Annotated in this window: 16 protein-coding genes; 12 read left to right on the forward strand and 4 right to left on the reverse strand. The window is 71.7% G+C overall.

The annotated features are described in order from the left end of the window. Positions 1-164 precede the first annotated feature (164 nt). Positions 165-1,505, forward strand: a complete 1,341-nt coding sequence (locus tag C1A17_RS02790; RefSeq protein WP_101650508.1) for an amidohydrolase family protein — start codon at positions 165-167, stop codon at positions 1,503-1,505. Between the two features lie 123 nt (positions 1,506-1,628). Here the strand turns inward: C1A17_RS02790 and C1A17_RS02795 are convergent, their stop codons facing one another. Further along, positions 1,629-4,001, reverse strand: a complete 2,373-nt coding sequence (locus C1A17_RS02795) for an ATP-binding cassette domain-containing protein (RefSeq protein ID WP_101650510.1) — start codon at positions 3,999-4,001, stop codon at positions 1,629-1,631. 50 nt (positions 4,002-4,051) lie between these two features. Continuing rightward, a complete protein-coding gene (locus tag C1A17_RS02800; RefSeq protein WP_101651508.1) occupies positions 4,052-4,666 on the reverse strand; it encodes a YitT family protein in 615 nt (204 codons plus the stop codon). Positions 4,667-4,871: 205 nt separating this feature from the next. Here C1A17_RS02800 and C1A17_RS02805 point away from each other — a divergent pair, with 205 nt between their 5' ends. The 8 genes from C1A17_RS02805 to yidD all read left to right on the forward strand — a co-directional run bounded on the left by C1A17_RS02805 (position 4,872) and on the right by yidD (position 10,850). After that, positions 4,872-6,203: a sensor histidine kinase gene (locus tag C1A17_RS02805; RefSeq protein ID WP_101650512.1), complete on the forward strand. Its 1,332-nt coding sequence runs from the start codon at positions 4,872-4,874 to the stop codon at positions 6,201-6,203. Then, on the forward strand, positions 6,200-6,892 hold the full coding sequence (locus tag C1A17_RS02810; RefSeq protein ID WP_101650514.1) for a response regulator: 693 nt from the start codon (positions 6,200-6,202) through the stop codon (positions 6,890-6,892). The genes C1A17_RS02805 and C1A17_RS02810 overlap by 4 nt, the downstream gene beginning before the upstream one ends. Before the next feature lie 110 nt (positions 6,893-7,002). Then, positions 7,003-7,908, forward strand: coding sequence for an ABC transporter ATP-binding protein (locus C1A17_RS02815; protein ID WP_101650516.1), 906 nt, complete (start codon positions 7,003-7,005; stop codon positions 7,906-7,908). Then, complete coding sequence (locus C1A17_RS02820; protein WP_101650518.1) at positions 7,908-8,654, forward strand: ABC transporter permease; 747 nt, start codon at positions 7,908-7,910, stop codon at positions 8,652-8,654. The genes C1A17_RS02815 and C1A17_RS02820 overlap by 1 nt, the downstream gene beginning before the upstream one ends. A gap of 1 nt (position 8,655) precedes the next feature. Next, entirely contained in the window at positions 8,656-9,408 is a 753-nt protein-coding gene (locus C1A17_RS02825) for an ABC transporter permease (RefSeq protein ID WP_101650519.1), read from the forward strand. Positions 9,409-9,616: 208 nt separating this feature from the next. Further along, positions 9,617-9,967: a DUF2200 domain-containing protein gene (locus C1A17_RS02830; RefSeq protein WP_101650521.1), complete on the forward strand. Its 351-nt coding sequence runs from the start codon at positions 9,617-9,619 to the stop codon at positions 9,965-9,967. 58 nt (positions 9,968-10,025) lie between these two features. Beyond that, positions 10,026-10,445 (forward strand): phage holin family protein, encoded by a 420-nt coding sequence (locus C1A17_RS02835; RefSeq protein WP_101650523.1) that lies wholly within the window; start codon positions 10,026-10,028, stop codon positions 10,443-10,445. 99 nt (positions 10,446-10,544) lie between these two features. Continuing rightward, positions 10,545-10,850: a membrane protein insertion efficiency factor YidD gene (yidD, locus tag C1A17_RS02840; protein WP_101650525.1), complete on the forward strand. Its 306-nt coding sequence runs from the start codon at positions 10,545-10,547 to the stop codon at positions 10,848-10,850. A 34-nt stretch (positions 10,851-10,884) separates the two neighbouring features. Here yidD and C1A17_RS02845 read toward each other — a convergent pair whose 3' ends face one another. Both C1A17_RS02845 and C1A17_RS02850 read right to left on the reverse strand, forming a co-directional pair. After that, the gene (locus C1A17_RS02845; RefSeq protein ID WP_245873386.1) at positions 10,885-11,652 is read right to left on the reverse strand and encodes a hypothetical protein; all 768 of its coding nucleotides are present in this window, start codon (positions 11,650-11,652) and stop codon (positions 10,885-10,887) included. 49 nt (positions 11,653-11,701) lie between these two features. Continuing rightward, the gene (locus tag C1A17_RS02850) at positions 11,702-12,895 is read right to left on the reverse strand and encodes an MFS transporter (protein WP_101650529.1); all 1,194 of its coding nucleotides are present in this window, start codon (positions 12,893-12,895) and stop codon (positions 11,702-11,704) included. A gap of 167 nt (positions 12,896-13,062) precedes the next feature. Between C1A17_RS02850 and C1A17_RS02855 the strand changes: the two genes are divergently transcribed. The 3 genes from C1A17_RS02855 to C1A17_RS02865 all read left to right on the forward strand — a co-directional run bounded on the left by C1A17_RS02855 (position 13,063) and on the right by C1A17_RS02865 (position 15,921). After that, positions 13,063-14,538: an FAD-dependent oxidoreductase gene (locus C1A17_RS02855; protein WP_101650531.1), complete on the forward strand. Its 1,476-nt coding sequence runs from the start codon at positions 13,063-13,065 to the stop codon at positions 14,536-14,538. Positions 14,539-14,580: 42 nt separating this feature from the next. After that, positions 14,581-15,078 carry a GNAT family N-acetyltransferase gene (locus C1A17_RS02860; RefSeq protein ID WP_101650533.1) on the forward strand — a complete coding sequence of 166 codons (498 nt, stop codon included), beginning with the start codon at positions 14,581-14,583 and terminating at the stop codon, positions 15,076-15,078. Between the two features lie 96 nt (positions 15,079-15,174). Next, complete coding sequence (locus tag C1A17_RS02865; RefSeq protein WP_219618236.1) at positions 15,175-15,921, forward strand: nitroreductase; 747 nt, start codon at positions 15,175-15,177, stop codon at positions 15,919-15,921. The last annotated feature ends 2 nt before the right edge of the window (positions 15,922-15,923 follow it).

Raw genomic sequence — 15,923 nt, forward strand, 5'->3', positions numbered from 1 at the left:
GTGACTGCAGGATCAGCGTGCCTCTCGTGGCTTTGAGGGAACTGGTACAGCTGCAGTAACCGCGTGCTTCTCCTGCTCGTGCGAAAACTGCGGGCATCGGCAGCACCAGCTGGCCGACCGTTCTGCACCACGGTCCCAGTCGCACGGGATGCGATGCTGGAACCATGAGCCTCATCATCACGAATGTCCGCCCGTGGGGCGGTCCTGCCCAGGACATCACGATCGCCGGCGGCCTGTTCACCGATTTCACCGACGCCGGCTCCACGGCGCCGGAACGTCCGGCGGCGGCTTCCGCGTCTTCAGGCACCGGCCCGGCAACCCCCTCCGCAGGTCCCCATCGCGGCACGTCGTCCGGGTCCGTCCCAACGACACCATCCGCGGCCACCGACCCCGTCACGAACGGCACCGACGTCGCCCCGGGGACCGGAGCCGCAGCGGCCGAGGTCGTCGACGGCGGCGGCCTGCTCGCTCTGCCCGGCATCGTCAATGGTCACGCGCATGTCGACAAGTCCTGGCTCGGCCTGCCGTGGCAGTCCTACGGCGGCGAGCACGGCACGGACGGCAGGATCCGCCACGAGAGGGAGCGTCGCGCGGAGCTCGGCATCCCGAGCACCGAGCGCACCGCCCGCGTCCTCGAAGCGATGGTCTCCCACGGCACGACCGCGATCCGCTCCCACGTCGACGTCGACCTCGGGATCGGCCTCGCCGGCATCGACGCGGTACGCGATGCCGTCGCCGCGTATGGGGACGCGCTCGATGTGCAGATCGTCGCCTTCCCGCAGGACGGGGTGCTCCGCCGGCCTGGCGTCCTCGACCTCCTGCGCCGGGCCGCGGAGGACGGCGTCGAGCATATCGGCGGCCTCGATCCGGCGGGGATAGATCGCGACCCGGTCGGTCAGATCGACGCGCTCCTCGACATCGCGGCCGACACCGGGGTCGGTGTCGACATCCACCTCCACGACCCGGCGGAGCTCGGAGTGTTCCAGATCGAGCTCGTCGTCGACCGGATGGAGCAGCGGGGACTCACCTCTCCGGTGAACATCGCCCACGGCTTCGCCGTGGCCCAGATCGACTCCGGGCGCCGACGCGACCTGCTCGCCCGCATGGCCGCGCTCGGGGTGACGATGTCGACCGTCGCCCCACCGCGCCTCGGCGCCGCACAGCTGCCGCTCGCGGAAATGCGCGAGCACGGGGTCGGACTCACCTTCGGCACCGACGGCATTCGGGACCTGTGGAGCCCGTACGGCACGGGTGACACCCTCGGGATCGCCTGGCAGTTCGCCCGCGGCAGCGGACTCGTGCGCGACGAGGATCTGCTCGCCGTGGTGCGCACCGCGACGAGCAACGGCGCGTGGTCCGTCGGCCGGGAGGTGCACGACCTCGTTCCCGGAGCCCGCGCGGACCTCGTCCTCGTCGACGCGGAGAACCCCATGGACGCCCTCGTCCGGTTGCCCGAGCGGCGACTCGTCCTCGGCGGCGGGACGGTGCTCCACAGCACTCTCTGAGGCCTCGGCCGCGCCGCGCCGACGGACAGGTGCAACGGAAACTGCGATGGCGGGCGGAGCCTGCGCAGTCTGCGTCGGCGACTGCAGTTCCCGTCGCACCCCGGGGCCGTTGCGCCCCCGAACTCAGCCGGCGATGTACTCCGCGAGGTGCTTCCCGGTGAGCGTCGTCGGATCCGCGACGAGGTCCGCCGGCGTCCCCTCGTAGACGACCCGGCCGCCCGCGGAGCCCGCCCCGGGCCCGAGGTCGATGATCCAGTCGGCGTGGGCCATGACGGCCTGGTGGTGCTCGATGACGATGACCGAGGTGCCGGAATCGACGAGTGAGTCGAGGAGCCCGAGGAGCTGGTCGACGTCGGCGAGGTGGAGCCCGGTCGTCGGCTCGTCGAGGACGTAGATGCCGCCCTTCTCCCCCATCCGGGCGGCGAGCTTGAGGCGCTGGCGCTCCCCGCCGGACAGCGTGGTGAGCGGCTGGCCGATCGTCAGGTACCCGAGGCCGACCTCGTCGAGCCGGGTGAGGATCTTCGCCGCCGCGGGGATCCGGCCGTCGCCGGCGGAGAAGAAGTCCCGAGCCTCGCTCACCGGCATCGCGAGGACTTCGCCGATGTTCCGGCCGGCGAACTCAAGCTCGAGGACCGAGGCCTCGAACCGCTGCCCGTCGCACACCTCGCACGTCGTCGACACCCCGGCCATGACGCCGAGGTCGGTGTAGATCACTCCCGCACCCTTGCAGTTGGGGCACGCGCCGTCGGAGTTCGCGCTGAACAGGCCGGGCTTGACCCCGTTGGCCTTGGCGAACGCCTTGCGGGTGGGGTCGAGGAGCCCGGTGTACGTCGCGGGGTTGCTCCGCCGGGACCCGCGGATGGCCGCCTGATCGACCACGACGACGTCGTCCCGGCCGGCGAGCGAACCGTGGATGAGCGAGCTCTTGCCGGAGCCGGCGACCCCGGTGACGACGGTGAGCACGCCGAGCGGGATGTCGACGTCGACGTCCCGGAGGTTGTTCGCGTCCGCCCCGCGCACCTCGATGACGCTCTGCGCGGTCCGCACGGCGTCCTTGAGCCGCGCCCGGTCGTCGAGGTGCCGGGCGGTCACCGTGCCGCTCTTCCGCAGCCCGTCGAGCGGACCCGCGTAGCAGATCTCGCCGCCGGCCGTGCCGGCACCAGGGCCGAGGTCGACGACGTGATCGGCGATGGCGATCATCTCCGGCTTGTGCTCGACGACGAGCACGGTGTTGCCCTTGTCGCGCAGGCGGAGCAGGAGCCCGTTCATCCGCTCGATATCGTGCGGGTGGAGACCGGCGCTCGGCTCGTCGAACACGTAGGTGGCGTCGGTGAGCGAGGACCCGAGGTGCCGGATCATCTTCGTCCGCTGCGCCTCGCCGCCGGACAGGGTGCCCGAGGGGCGATCGAGGGACAAGTATCCGAGCCCGATCTCGACGAACGAGTCGAGCAGCTCCCGCAGGCTGCCGAGCAGCGGCGCGATCGACGGCGCGTCGAGCTCGGCGACCCAGGCGGCGAGCTCGGAGATCTCCATCGCGCTCACCTCGCCGATGTGCAGCCCTCCGATCGTCGAGGACCGGGCGGCCTCGTTCAGCCGCGTGCCCCCGCATTCGGGGCACGCGGCGAAAGTGACGACGCGCTCGACGAAGGCGCGGATGTGCGGCTGCATGGCGTCGAGGTCCTTCGACAGGAAGGACTTCCGGATCTGCGGGATCACCCCGGAGTACGTGAGGTTGATTCCGTCGACGCTGATCTTCGTCGGCTCCCTGTACAGCAGGTCGTCGAGCTGCTTCTTCGTGAACTCCCGGATCGGTCGGTCCGGATCGAAGAATCCGCAGCCCCGGAAGATCCTGCCGTACCAGCCGTCCATGCTGTAGCCGGGCACGGAGAGCGCCCCTTCGTTCAGGGACTTCTCCTCGTCGTAGAGCGCGCGGAGGTCGAAGTCCTCGACCCGGCCCATCCCCTCACAGCGCGGGCACATGCCGCCGGTGACGCTGAACGTCCGCTTCTCCGTGACGGTCCGCCCGCCCTTCTCGAGGCGCACCGCGCCGGATCCGCTCGCGGAGGCGACGTTGAAGGAGAACGCCTGCGGGGAGCCGATGTGCGGCTCGCCGAGGCGACTGTAGACGATCCGGAGCAGGGCGTAGGCGTCGGTCGCGGTGCCGACGGTGGAGCGGGAGTTCGCCCCCATCCGCTCCTGGTCGACGAGGATCGCCGTGGTGAGGCCCTCGAGGAGGTCGACGTCGGGACGGGCGAGGGTGGGCATGAAACCCTGGACGAACGCGCTGTAGGTCTCGTTGATGAGTCGCTGCGATTCCGCGGCGATGGTCCCGAACACGAGCGAGCTCTTGCCGGATCCGGACACCCCGGTGACGACCGTGAGGCGGCGCTTGGGGAGGTCGACGCTGACGTCCTTGAGGGTGTTCTCCCGCGCGCCGTGGACGCGGATGACGTCGTGGGAGTCAGCGGGGGACGCGATGTCCCGGTGAGCGGTCATGGCTGGACCTCCGAAGGGGAGCGGGAGCGGGACCGGGTGGTCGCCTGATTCTAATACCCGGTGTAGCGTCCCGGGCGGTGGTTGAGGGCGAGGATGAGGTTGAGGACCACCGCGCCGGCCGCGGACAGCAGCACTGCGGGCCACGGGCTCACGGTGAAGGCGGCGAGGACGATGATGACGTCGATCGCCATCTGCACGTAGCCGGCGCTCCACCCCAGCCGTTCCTGGACGAGGAGCGCGAGGATGTTGACCCCGCCGAGGCTCGACCGGTGGCGGAACAGGATGAGCAGCCCCACACCGGCGAGCACGTTGCCGGTGAGCGTGCCGTAGACCGGCTGGACCTCGATTCCGCCGAGCATGACCGGGTGGACGAGCGTGAGACCGGACACGAGGAGCACGGCGATGACCGTGCGGAGGGTGAAGCTCCACCCCTTCTTCCACAGCGCGAGGGCGAAGAACGGGAGGTTGACCAGGGGGAACATCACCGCCACGGGGAGCCCGGTGGCGAAGCCGAGGAGCAGTCCGAGCCCCGCGGTGCCGCCGGTGACGGCGAACGACTCGTCGAGCAGGAACAGGCCGAGCGAGGCGAGGAAGGTCCCGGTGAGCAGACCCCACACGTCCTCGATCCACGAGTGCTTCTGGAGCGCCTGGTCGACCCCGCTCATCTGGCCGAGCGGCGCGGTCGGGCGCTCCGGGCGATCGGCACGTCCCGGGAGGTGCGCGCTCCCCTGCGGGGCGGCAGGCGGCTGCGACTGATCGGGCGTGCGTTCGGTCATGGTGTCCTTCGGCTTCCGGGGTGCGCCGCGCGGGTCCGGCGGCAGGGCATCACAGCAGGATACCGACAGGGCAGTCGCGATAGAGTCGCGAACGATGGCATATTCGGCTCCCTCCCCCTCCGACCCGCGGCTTCCCGGCGCGCAGCGGCGCACCCGGTTCGCGGTCTGGGCGGATGCCCTCATCGCCGTAGTCGCGGTGGCCTACACCCTGCCGCTGCTGCCTGCGGCCGCGCTCTCCGCACCCCCGTGGGCATCGCCCCTCCTGCTCGTCCTCACCGCGGTCATCGGCGCGGCGCTCCCCTTCCGCCGCCGTGCCCCACTCGCGGTCCTCGCAGTGATGATCCTCGCGATGAGCGCGCACGCGGTCCTCGGCGCCCCGCTGCTCGCCGTCGACGTCCTCGCCCTGCCCGCCCTGTACAGCCTCGCCGCTCTCCGGCCGCCGGCGGTCTCGCTGCCGGTTGCGCTTGCGGTGCTCGCGTGGCTCCTCGCGACGACGCTGCCCCGCCTCGGCGAGGAGTACCTCAACCCCGGCGAGGTCGGCCTGCTCTGCGTCGTCGTCGCCTGGGTGTGGACGTGGGGCACGCTCGTCCGGATCCGCCGCGCCCATCTCGCAGGTCTCCGCGAGCACGCCCTCCGGCTCGAGCGGGAGCAGCAGGTGCTCGCCGAGGCGGCCGTCGCCGAGGAGCGGGCCCGGATCGCCCGCGAGATGCACGACATCGTCTCCCACAGCCTGAGCGTCGTCGTCGTGATGTCCGAGGGCGCGGCCGCAACCGTCGAGACCGATCCGGGGCGGGCGCGCGAGGCGATGCTCCGGGTGCGCGACACCGGGCGCAGCGCGCTCGCGGACATGCGCACGATGCTCGGCGTCCTCCGGGGGCCCGATGCTGGGGAGGGGGATCCGCAGCCAGGACTCGCGCAGCTCCCCGACCTCGTCGCCGAATTCCGCGCTGCGGGCCTGCCGGTCGAGCTCGCCGTCACCGGCGGGAGTCAGGAGATGTCCACCGGGCTCGAGGCGACCTTCTACCGGATCGTGCAGGAGGCGCTGACGAACGCGCGCCGCCACGCCGGGCCCGACGTCGCCCGGGTCGAGGTCGCCCTCGACATCGACGACGCGCTCGCCCGGGTACGTATCTCCGATGACGGGCGCGGCCCGGATCCGCGGCGGTCCCGGTCCGGACCGGCGACGGGCTCAGGACGGGCGACGAGCTCCGGATTGGGGCTGCGCGGGATCCGGGAGCGGGTCGCGGCGTCCGGGGGTACGGTGTCCACCGGGGCGCGCGAGGGCGGAGGCTTCGAGATCATCGCCTCCATCCCGCTCCGCGCGCGGGCCGGGGCCGCGCCTCCGACCGCACATGGACCGGATGCCGCGCAGGCGCACGATGCCGAGCCAGCGCCGGATGACGATCGGACAGGAGGTGCCGCATGACGATCCGCGTCGTCCTCGTCGACGATCAGGAGATGATCCGGGCCGGGCTGCGGATGATGCTCGACTCCCGCCCGGAGATCAGCGTCGTCGGCGAGGCCGGGGGCGGCGAGGAGGCGATCGCCCTCCTCGACGCCGTCGATGCCGACGTCGTCGTCATGGACGTGCGGATGCCGCGCCTCGACGGGGTCGCCGCGACCCGCCGGATCCGCGCGGCCGACGACGCGCCCGCCGTGCTCGTCCTCACGACCTTCGACCTCGACGAGTACGCCTATGACGCGCTGCGCGCCGGCGCGGGCGGATTCCTCCTCAAGGACGCTCCGCTCGAGGAGATCGCCCAGGCGATCGGCCACGTCCACGCCGGGGAGGCGATCGTCGCCCCGAGCACCACGCGCAGGCTCCTCGACCAGGTCATCGGCGCGCGCGGGAGCGCAGGCGACGGCACCGCCCCGCGGGTGCCCGATCCCCGGCTCGAGCGCCTCACCGCGCGGGAGCGGGAGGTCCTGCTCGAGGTGGCCCGCGGGCACTCGAACGCGGAGATCGCCGAGCGCCTCGTCCTCGCCGAGGGGACGGTGAAGATCCACGTGGGCCGGATCCTCACCAAGCTCGGTCTGCGCGACCGGGTCCAGGCGGTGGTCCTCGCCCACGAGTCCGGTCTCATGCATCGCGGCGACGCAGATCCCGAGAGCTGAACCCGCCGGTCGGCCCGCACCCGTCGACCGGCACGTATGCCCTGAGGCATACCCCGAGGTTATGCCCGAGGGCTGACGACGCGGACGGCGATCCCCGAGATGGTGGATGCATGACCGACATCATCAGCACCCACGGACTGACCAAGACCTACGGACGGCACACCGTCGTCGAGGACCTCGACCTGCGCGTCCCCACCGGATGCGTGTACGGCTTCCTCGGCCCGAACGGGGCAGGGAAGTCGACGACGATGAAGATGCTCCTCTCCCTCGTGAGCCCCACCCGCGGGGAGGTGACGATCATGGGCCGGCCGATGAACCGCGGCACCCGGCGGGACCTGCTCGGCGGGATCGGCTCCCTCATCGAATCGCCACCGGGCTACGGGCACCTCACCGGGGCGGAGAACATGCGCATCGTCCAGCGCCTGCTCGGCCTCGCCGACGCGCAGATCGACGAAGCGGTCCGCACGGTGCGCCTGGAGAACCAGCTCGACAAGAAGGTCCGCGACTACTCGCTCGGGATGAAGCAGCGCCTCGGGATCGCCATGGCGCTCGCGCGGCAGCCCCGGATCCTCATCCTCGACGAGCCGACGAACGGCCTGGACCCCGCCGGGATCGAGGAGATCCGCGGGCTTCTCCGGTCGCTCGCCGACTCCGGGGTCACCGTCATGGTGTCCTCCCACTTGCTCGGCGAGATCGACCGCACGGCCACCGTGCTCGGCATCCTCAGCGGCGGCCGACTCGTGTTCCAGGGCACGCGGGAGCAGCTGTTCGCCGCCTCGACCCCGGACCTGCTCCTCGACACCGCGGACCCGCAGCGCACCGCCTCGCTCATCCGACCCGAGCTGCAGCGCGGCGCGCACGGCCGCACCCTGCGCCTCACCGGCATCGATGAGCCGGCGACCGCCCGGCTCGTCAGCGAGCTCGCCGGTGCGGGGATCGACATCTACGGCGTGCGGCGCGACAAGCAGACCCTCGAGGACGTCTTCATGGACGTCACCGCCGGGGGTGGTCTGTGATGAGCGCACGACTCCTGCGACTCGAGTTCTCCAAGATGCGCCGGCTCCGCATGGGGCTCAGCGCCGCCGCGCTCGTCTGCGCCGTCTCCGGGTTGAGCATCATGAGCGCGGTGAGCTCCCCGGAGTTCAGCCCCGCCGCGCCCGAGGCGTGGGCCGGGCTGCTCGCCGGCCTCTCGCTCGCCGTGCCGGTCGGCTCACCGCTCATCATCGCCGTGCTCGCCAGTCGCCAGGTCGACATCGAGCACCGGGCGAGCGGCTGGTTGCTCGCGCGCACCGCGGGCGTCACCGCCGGCCGGCTGTGCCGGACGAAGTTCGCCGCCACCGCGATCTGGGTGGCCGGGGCGACCGTGCTCAGCAGCCTGCTCGTCTCGGGGTTCGGGCTCGCGGTGGGGATCACCGCCCCGCTGCCCGTGGCCGCATGGGCGCTCTACACTCTGCTGGCGGCCACCGTCAGTCTCGTCGTTCTCGCCCTGCACGTCGTGCTCGCCACCGTGGTGGACAATCAGCTCGTCACGCTCGGCATCGGGGTGGTCGGCACGCTCATCGCGGTGTTCGCCAGCGGCTTCCCGCCGCTGCTCGCCCACCTGTCGCCGTGGGGCTACTACGCCCTGGCGACGGGGGCCGCCTTCGTCGGCGACGCCCCCGAACTCCTCACCCCGGCCTACCCGAGCGTCACCGCGCTCGCCGTGGTGGGCTCCCTTCTCTTCGTCCTCGCCACCGGATTCCTCGACCTCAAGGAGGACTGACATGAATGCCGTCCGCGCCGAGTTCCTCAAACTCTCCCGATCCCTGAGCTGGGTCGTCGTGCTCCTGCTCCCGACCGCCATGGTCCTCTCCGGGGTCGCGAACACCCTGGCCTCCGGTCAGACCCCGGCCGAGGGCTGGCACACGATGTGGCTGCGCTCAGTCGTCGTCCACGGGATGGCCCCGCTGCCGCTCGGCATCGCGATCATCGCCTCCCTCGTGTGGCGGCCCGAGCGGCAGGGCGGGAACTGGAACGCCCTGCTCAGCGGCCCGACCTCGGCGCTGCGGATCGCGGTGGCGAAGACCGCGGTGATCGCGACGGCCGCCGCGGCCATGCAGCTCGTGCTCCTCGGGGTGCTCACGGTGTTCGGGAGGTTCGTGTTCGGGCTGCCGGGGCTGCTGCCCGGTGAGTACCTGGCGATCAGCCTGCTCATCATCGCCGCGAGCATCCCGGTGGCCGCCGTGCAGTCGGGCCTGTCGATCCTGCTGCCGTCCTTCGCCGCGCCCGTGGCCTGCGCGCTCGTCGCCTCGGGTGTCTCCGTGGTGCTCCTGCTCGCGGACGTCGGTGCGCTGATCGCGGTGCTCCCCCATGCGCTCATTGCCCGCACCACCCAGCTGGGCACCGGCACCTTCGCCGACCCCGGCACGATCGGGTTCGGCGACGTCGCCGCGATTCTCGCGTGCACGGTGCTCCTCACCGCAGCGGCGATCGCCGGGAGCGCCGCACTCCTCGCCCGCCGCGAGGTGCGGGGGTGAAGGCGTTGGACGAACGCCTCGGCGGGGATCAACGCGACCCGCTGGGCGATGGACCGGGCCGACCGCAACGACGGGTACCGAAACCTCATGCTGCGCACGCTCGACCGGCTGGGGCTCGGGTTCACCTCGTGAGCCGGGCCGGGATGGCCTCGCCGGTGGGACAATGACGTCGAGACTTCGATCGATCCACCACTCCAGGAGGCGCACCATGGCCGGGCACCGCATCTTCACCACGAGCTTCTCGAGCATCTACCCGCACTACGTCACCAAGGCGGAGAAGAAGGGCCGCGGCAAGGCCGAGGTCGACACCGTCATCACCTGGCTCACGGGGTACTCCGAGGCGGACCTCGAGCGCGTCATCGAGAACGACACGGACCTCGCGACCTTCTTCGCCGAGGCGCCGGAGCTCAACCCCAACGCCGAGCTCATCACCGGCGTCGTCTGCGGGGTGCGGGTCGAGGAGATCGAGGACCCGCTCATGCAGAAGATCCGCTGGATGGACAAGCTCGTCGACGAGGTGGGCCGGGGCAAGAAGATGGAGTCGATCCTGCGCGGGTGACCGGATCCCACCACTGCTGCCCGCGGCCACCGTTCCGACAGTTCCAGGAGGACGCACCATGAACCTCATCCTGCGCATCATCGTCAATGCCCTGGCGCTCGCCGCCGCGGTCTGGTTCCTGCCCGGGATGGAGATCGCCGGGTGCGACGCCTTCGCCGCCTCGCTCGGGGACACCGGCTCGACCGTCGTGGCGTACCTCGTCATCGGTGCCCTGTTCGGGGTGGTGAATGCACTCGTCCGGCCGCTCGTCGAACTCGTCGCACTCCCCCTGACCTGCCTGACGCTCGGCCTGTTCGCCGTCGTCATCAATGCGCTCATGCTGCTCCTCACCGCATGGGTCTCGCAGTTCACCCCGATCACGCTGAGCTTCGACGGGTTCCTCACCGCACTGTTCGCCGCGATCATCGTCGCGATCGTGTCCGCGGTCCTCGGCTGGGTCATGCCCGACCGCCGGGCCGAACGCAGCCGCGAGGACTGAACCCCGGCCGCAGGTCCGCGGTGCACCACCGGGCCGGTCGGCCCTGGTTTCCGGCAGGTCACCCTGTACCCGGCGCGCCATCGGGTCTACTGTCGGAGCATGTCGAACACACGCCCGATCACCCGTGCCCCGCGCTTCGGCGCCGACCGCGCCATCCGCATGTACCAGCGGCACATCTCGCCGCGCAAGGGATTCACCTGCGCCTCCCTCGTCGCGGGTGCCGAGCGCTCCTGCTCGGCCGTGATCCGCTCGATCATCGCCGAACGTGGAGTGATCGGCGGGATCCGCCCCTCGATGTTCCAGTTCGCCCGCTGCTCCCGCGCCGCGGCCTCGCTCAAGGCCGGCGGCGGCAATGTGCAGGGCGTGTGCTGCCTGGGCGGGATCCCCATCCCCTTCCGGTTCTGAGCTCCCCACTCTCACCTGCTGCGACGGAGATCAGTCAGGTACCGCCCTGGGACTGGAGCACCGCGATCTTCTGCCACACCTTGCGCGCCATGTCGGACGTCAGCGTCTCGATGCCCTCGACCGCATCGAGCACCTCGCCGTCGGTGGTGTCCTCGGCGAACAGCGCGGCCGCCTTGCCGACGAGGGAGAGCATCTCCGTGCAGTAGTCGAAGTAGTGGGCAAGCTGCTCGCGGGTCAGATCGAGCCCGCCGTCCTCGCGTGAGCCCCGTTCCAGCCGCTCGGGCACCTTGGTGAGCTGGTGCATGTCGATGACGTGGGCGAGCGAGCGCAGCCGGTGGACGAGGCGCAGCACCCGCGCACGCTCCATGCGCTCCGGGACCGCGACGAGGAAGAAGATCGCGATGCCGGCGAACACGAGGTTGTTCACCGCGGTCTCGAGCAGCGGCAGCAGGTCGACCGGCCCCATCGAATCGGGGTCCTCCCCGATGTCCACGCCGGCGAGCACGATCGCCCCGCCGAACACGACGATGACGGTGATGATCCCGGCACGCGAGAGGAGCCGGGCGAGGCTCACCCGGCGGCGGCTGATCCCGCCGCCCTCGATGACCTCGTCGACGAGCCCGAGGAGCTCGCTGCACACCTCCCACAGGCCGCGATCCGGGAAGCGACTGCGGATCCGCTGCTGCAGGCGGGCCGTCGATTCACGGACCGCCGCGCTGTCGAGGCGCTGGTAGCGGCTGTCCGCGGGAGGACCGTCGTCGTGGTCGTCGGGGCGGGCTGCGAGCTCAGATGGATTCGGCACGCATCGATGGTATGCGAGAGGTGCGCGACCGGGCCTCATCGCCCGCCGGTCACGGAGCCTCGGGCGCCGGGCGCGGCTGCGGCTCCCGCAGCGCCATGAGGGCCGCCCCGCTGAGCAACGCAGCCATGACGACGGCCATCACCGGGTAGCCGCCCACGAGTTCGGCCAGCCCCGGACCGGCGACGAGCGCGACGGCGCCGACGGCGGTCATCGGTGCGACGAAGACGCCGTTGATCGCCGCGAAGTTCTTCGTCCCCCAGCGATCCGACACGGCCGTCGCCTGGAGCAGGGTGTGGCATCCGCGGACGGCGCCGGCGAGCACGGCGACGGCGATGAGGAGCCAGGCCGGACCCGGCAGCAGGGCGAGGAGCCAGAGCGCACCGGCGCCGAGGACGAACACGGTGGCCGTCCGCGCCCGGGGGCTCGTGGCGCGGGCGAACTGCGGGTACCCGATGCGCCCGAACACCTGGCCGGCCCCGACGAGGCCGAGCGCGGTCGCGGCGAGCCCGTAGGACATCCCGCGCTCGAGGAACATCGGGATGATGTTGATCGTCACCGCGAAGAGGGTGAACGTCGCGACCGCCATCGTCACCTGGAGGATCCGGAATCGCGCCGACCGGGTGACCGCGCGGACCTCCGCGGTCGCCCGCGCCGATCCGCGGGTCGGGGGCGCATCGGACCAGGCGCGGTTGAGGAGGAGCGCATGGAGCGGGATGGTGATGACCGCGAGGATGCCGGCCATGGCGACGTAGCCGGTGCGCCATCCCAGGGTGTCGACGAGCAGCGCGACGAGCGGGGCGAACACCGTCGAGGCGAACCCGCCGACGAGCGTGAGGGTGGTGAGCGGGCCGACCCGGCGCGGGCCGTACCAGCGGGTGATGACGGCGAATGCGGGCGGGTAGAGGACCGCCGACTGCGCGAAGCCCGCGACGAGCCACGCCGCATAGAACAGCACGAGGTTCGGCGACCAGGCGACGAGGAGGAGTGCGAGCACCCCGATGATCGACCCCGTGGTCATCACCGAACGGGGGCCGCGGTGGTCGAGGCTCCGCCCCACCCGGACGCCGAGCAGCGCGGAGACGAGGAGGCCGGCGGCAAGCGCGCCGGTGATCGTCGTATGGCTCCACCCGGTCTCTTCGGAGATCGGAACGACGGCGACGGGCAGCGAGTAGTAGAGCAGGCCCCAGCTCGTGAGCTGGGCGGCGCAGAGAGCGGCCATCCCGCCCCGGGGTCGGTCGGTCATCGAACGGATCCGGGAGGTCGCGTCGGTGTCGTCACTCCCCCATTATGCCCATATATTGACAGCCGTCGATACGACGTGCTCGAATTGACATCGACAGCCGTCGATATCCGGGTCCGTCGCCGGTCCCGCGCACCGCCCGCCCGCACCGCAGTCCCGAGGAGATCCCCGTGTCCGCTGCTCCCTCGCTCACCCTGCCCGTCGCCGTCATCGGAGCCGGCCCGGTCGGTCTCGCCGCAGCGGCGCACCTGCTCGCCCGCGATCTCGAGCCGATCGTGTTCGAAGCGGGTCCGGAGCCGGCCTCCGCCGTGAGCGCCTGGGGGCACATCCGCCTCTTCTCCCCGTGGCGGTACGACATCGACCCCGCCGCCCGCGCGCTCCTCGAGCGGACCGGCTGGACGGAACCCGACCTCGACCACCTCCCCACCGGAGCCGAGCTCGTCGCCGACTACCTCGCGCCGCTCGCCGCGACACCGGAGCTCCGCGCCCGGATCCGCACCGGCTCCCGGGTCGTCGCGGTCAGCCGCGACAGCCTCGACCGGACCCGCGGCCGTAACCGTGAGACCACACCCTTCCTCGTTCGGGTCGAGGACGAGCGCGGTGCTCTCACCGATCACCGCGTGCGTGCGGTGATCGACGCCTCGGGCACGTGGAGCACCCCGAATCCGCTCGGACAGGCCGGCCTGCCGGCCTTCGGCGAGGACGCGGCACGTACCGCCGGGTCCGTCACCTCGCCCCTGCCGGACGTCCTCGGCCGCGATCGGGAGGAGTTCGCCGACCGGCACGTCCTCGTCGTGGGAGCCGGGCACTCGGCTGCGAACACCCTGCTCGCGCTCGCCGAACTCCGCGCCGCGGCGCCGTGCACCCGGATCAGCTGGGCGATCCGATCCGCGAGTCCCGAATCGGTCTACGGCGGTGAGGACAGGGACGGCCTGCCTGCCCGCGGTGCCCTCGGCTCCCGTCTGCGCTCCCTCGTCGACGGCGGCGCGATCGACCTGCACACCGAGTTCACCATCACCGCGCTCGATTCGAACGGGCCTCTGACCGTCCATGCCGACACCCCGGCCGGGTCGGTCGCGCTCGATGTCGACCGGGTGGTGCCGACGACCGGATTCCGCCCCGATCTCAGCATGCTCCGCGAGATCCGCCTCGACCTCGATCCCGTCGTCGAGGCGCCGCGGGAGCTCGGACCGCTCATCGACCCCGAGTTCCACAGCTGCGGGACGGTGCCCCCGCACGGGGCCGCGCTGCTCGCCCACCCGGACCCGGACTTCTACATCGTCGGGATGAAGTCCTACGGCCGGGCACCGACCTTCCTCATGGCCACCGGTTACGAGCAGGTGCGTTCGATCGCGGCCGCGCTGGCCGGCGACCGGGACGCGGCCGAGCGCGTCGAGCTCGTTCTGCCGGAGACCGGGGTGTGCTCGGCCGATCTCGGCACCGGCGTCGACGCGGATGGCGGAGGCGCCGGGTGCTGTGCGCCAGCGGGCTCCTCGGCGCCGGCGCCCGCTTCCGCGGACGACGGCGGGTGCTGTGCCCCGGCCGCGGACACGTGCTGCTCGCCGAGCGGCTCCCCACGTCCGGTGACCCTCGGGATCCACACCGGCACGGCGCACGGGCGCAGCGCGGAGCGAGCGGACGCGTGAGCGCGACCGGAACCCCCCGTTCCCGGCGTCCGGACCCGGCCCATGGAGGCCGCGGACTGGCCGGCGGTCGAGGAGATCTACCGGGAGGGCATCGCCACCGGACAGGCGACGTTCGAATCGGCTCCCCCGGCGACCTGGGAGGACTTCTCCGGCTCGCGGCCTGCCGCCTTCCGGCTCGTCGCAGTCGACGAGGGGTCCGCGGTGCTCGGATGGGTGGCCGCCACCCGGGTGTCCGCGGGGGACGTGTACCGGGGGGTGATCGAGCACTCGGTCTACGTCCACCCGCGCGCCGCGGGCCGGGGTGTGGCCGGTGTGCTGCTGCGTGAGCTCATCCGGGTGGCCGAGGACGAGGGGATCTGGACGATCCAGGGTTCGCTGTTCCCCGAGAACACCGCGAGCGTCCGACTCCACGAGAGCGCCGGGTTCCGGGTCGTCGGCCGCCGGGAGCGGATCGCCTTCATGACGTACGGACCGTTCGCCGGCCGGTGGCGCGACACCGTCATCGTCGAGCGCCGCAGCCCCGTCGCGGACCCCCGCTGAACCGACCCGCGCCGCGGACCGCGAGTCCGGAGCACAGGGGCGCGGGGAGCGGGGACACGGCACCGGCGTGAAGCACGGGTGTGGTACTTCTGAGGGATGGACACCGACGTCACCCCGAGCACACCCGCCCCCGGATCCGCGACCGCAGAGCGCGCGATGACCTACGACGAGGTGGTGCTTGGCAGACGGACGATCCGCGGATTCACCGACGAACCCGTCTCCCGGGCCGTCCTCGAGGAGATCATCGGGCTCGCGATCCGCTCGCCCTCCTCCCTCAACAGCCAGCCGTGGAACTTCACCGTCATCACCGGCGAGCCCCTCGAGCGGATCCGGGCCGGCAACGTCGAGCGCAACCTCGCCGGCATCCCGGAGTCGCGCGAGTTCCGCGGCTCCGACCCGTATCAGGGCGAGCACCGCGAGCGGCAGATCGGCGTGGCCAAGCAGCTGTTCGCCGCGATGGGCATCGCCCGGGAGGACAAGCCCGCGCGCCAGGACTGGGTGCTCCGCGGCTTCCGTCAGTTCGACGCCCCGGCCTGCATCATCGTCACCTACGACCGCGTGCTCCACGGCGGGGACATCCCGGTGTTCGACTGCGGCGCCGTCGCCACCGCGCTCGTCAACGCCGCGTGGTCCCGCGGGCTCGGCTGCTGCGTGAACTCGCAGGGCATCATGCAGTCCCCGGTGGTGCGCGAGGAGGCCGGCATCGCCGAGGACCAGGTCATCATGATCGCGATCGCCATCGGCCATCCGGACGAGTCGGTCCCGGCGAACAGCGTGGTCTCGCGGCGCAAGTCGGTCGCGGAGGCGACGACGTTCATCGGGTTCGACGGTCCGGCGGCCTGAGG

This window comes from Brevibacterium ihuae, from assembly GCF_900184225.1.
Lineage (GTDB): Bacteria > Actinomycetota > Actinomycetes > Actinomycetales > Brevibacteriaceae > Brevibacterium > Brevibacterium ihuae.

Bases quoted from the DNA above. Each gene is read 5' to 3' on its own strand.
- C1A17_RS02790 (WP_101650508.1), top strand. From the start codon at position 165: ATGAGCCTCATCATCACGAATGTCCGCCCGTGGGGCGGTCCTGCCCAG.
- C1A17_RS02795 (WP_101650510.1), bottom strand. From the start codon at position 4,001: ATGACCGCTCACCGGGACATCGCGTCCCCCGCTGACTCCCACGACGTC.
- C1A17_RS02800 (WP_101651508.1), bottom strand. From the start codon at position 4,666: ATGAGCGGGGTCGACCAGGCGCTCCAGAAGCACTCGTGGATCGAGGAC.
- C1A17_RS02805 (WP_101650512.1), top strand. From the start codon at position 4,872: ATGGCATATTCGGCTCCCTCCCCCTCCGACCCGCGGCTTCCCGGCGCG.
- C1A17_RS02810 (WP_101650514.1), top strand. From the start codon at position 6,200: ATGACGATCCGCGTCGTCCTCGTCGACGATCAGGAGATGATCCGGGCC.
- C1A17_RS02815 (WP_101650516.1), top strand. From the start codon at position 7,003: ATGACCGACATCATCAGCACCCACGGACTGACCAAGACCTACGGACGG.
- C1A17_RS02820 (WP_101650518.1), top strand. From the start codon at position 7,908: ATGAGCGCACGACTCCTGCGACTCGAGTTCTCCAAGATGCGCCGGCTC.
- C1A17_RS02825 (WP_101650519.1), top strand. From the start codon at position 8,656: ATGAATGCCGTCCGCGCCGAGTTCCTCAAACTCTCCCGATCCCTGAGC.
- C1A17_RS02830 (WP_101650521.1), top strand. From the start codon at position 9,617: ATGGCCGGGCACCGCATCTTCACCACGAGCTTCTCGAGCATCTACCCG.
- C1A17_RS02835 (WP_101650523.1), top strand. From the start codon at position 10,026: ATGAACCTCATCCTGCGCATCATCGTCAATGCCCTGGCGCTCGCCGCC.
- yidD (WP_101650525.1), top strand. From the start codon at position 10,545: ATGTCGAACACACGCCCGATCACCCGTGCCCCGCGCTTCGGCGCCGAC.
- C1A17_RS02850 (WP_101650529.1), bottom strand. From the start codon at position 12,895: ATGACCGACCGACCCCGGGGCGGGATGGCCGCTCTCTGCGCCGCCCAG.
- C1A17_RS02860 (WP_101650533.1), top strand. From the start codon at position 14,581: ATGGAGGCCGCGGACTGGCCGGCGGTCGAGGAGATCTACCGGGAGGGC.
- C1A17_RS02865 (WP_219618236.1), top strand. From the start codon at position 15,175: ATGGACACCGACGTCACCCCGAGCACACCCGCCCCCGGATCCGCGACC.